The sequence below is a fragment of the Candidatus Poribacteria bacterium genome (assembly GCA_021295755.1).
Taxonomy (GTDB): Bacteria; Poribacteria; WGA-4E; order WGA-4E; family PCPOR2b; genus PCPOR2b.
This window is the reverse complement of record JAGWBT010000036.1, coordinates 36228-37242: the sequence shown is the minus strand read 5'-3', so window position 1 is coordinate 37242 and position 1015 is coordinate 36228. Positions and strand designations below refer to the sequence as shown.

At 49.3% G+C, this 1015-nt stretch carries 2 protein-coding genes; both read right to left on the bottom strand.

Going from position 1 to position 1015, the window contains the following annotated elements; translation table 11 throughout:
- On the bottom strand, positions 1-550 hold a 550-nt coding region (locus J4G02_07155; GenBank protein MCE2394353.1), incomplete at its 3' end, for a bifunctional hydroxymethylpyrimidine kinase/phosphomethylpyrimidine kinase.
- Complete coding sequence (locus tag J4G02_07150; protein ID MCE2394352.1) at positions 547-696, bottom strand: hypothetical protein; 150 nt, start codon at positions 694-696, stop codon at positions 547-549. The genes J4G02_07155 and J4G02_07150, both read right to left, overlap by 4 nt.
- Between the last annotated feature and the right edge of the window lie 319 nt (positions 697-1015).

Genomic DNA, 1015 nt, shown 5'->3' with positions numbered 1-1015 from the left:
GAACCTGTTGCGTTAGATCCGGTGTCAGCAATAATGCCCCTCGCTCGCCGAGCGTTAAGATCACAGCAGAAAGTCCCTTGTCCAACAACACTTTGGCGGCGCGTTCTGCCTCTGTCACAGTGGAAACCCTGACGCCTGACAGCGATTCGGTCTCCACTTCGTTGGGAGTAAGAATGTCCACCTGCGCCAAAAAATAATCAGGCAATTCCTGTGCCGGAGCAGGGTTAAGCACCACCGTTGCACCGTTCGATTTCGCTATTTCTGCGGCGCGTCGAGAAGCGGAGATCGGTACTTCCAATTGCAGCAAAAGTACATCCGCAGCGGCGATAGCCTCTGAAGCCTGTTCTATATCTGCAACGGTCAGACCCATGTTCGCCTGCGGGACTAGCACGATGCTATTATCTCCATCAGCGTCAATCAATATCGACGCAACCCCTGTTCCAACCTCTGTGTCTCGGATGACATAATCGGTACAGATTCCCGCCTCTATATGGGCTGCCATTAACGTATCTCCAAAAAGATCCGCTCCGAGCCTGCCAATCATCGTCACGTCTGATTGCTCCCTTTGCCCCCGATAAACATGCCGAATTCTTCTCCCATAAGCGTCTCGCCTATTTGTGGACGCCGTCCCGCCTTGACCACAAGGTCCATATTGAAACTTCCGACAACCACAACTTTCGGATCCTGTTTGTCCATTCCTACCCTCTCCTATCAGCGGCATGTCTATACCTGTGCAACGATGAAACTGAGTAGATTATAGTCTGATGGATAGGGTTTGTCAATAGGGTTAGCCGGTTTCCATCAAGACTTGAGGACACAATACGTTATAGCCCTGTGATAGGTTCTACGAAAAAACGCTTGTCCCACACGCCTGATTGTGATAGAATGAAACCACAGTTAAACGCTACAGATATGGAACTTGGAGGGTATTATTATAATGAATCTCATCGTTATTGTACTGGATAGTTTCCGTCAGGATCACGTTAGCACCTATCACAAAGGTACACCCGTATTT

Excerpts from the sequence above, each read along its gene's own strand:
- J4G02_07150 (MCE2394352.1), bottom strand. The coding sequence starts at position 696 with ATGGACAAACAGGATCCGAAAGTTGTGGTTGTCGGAAGTTTCAATATG.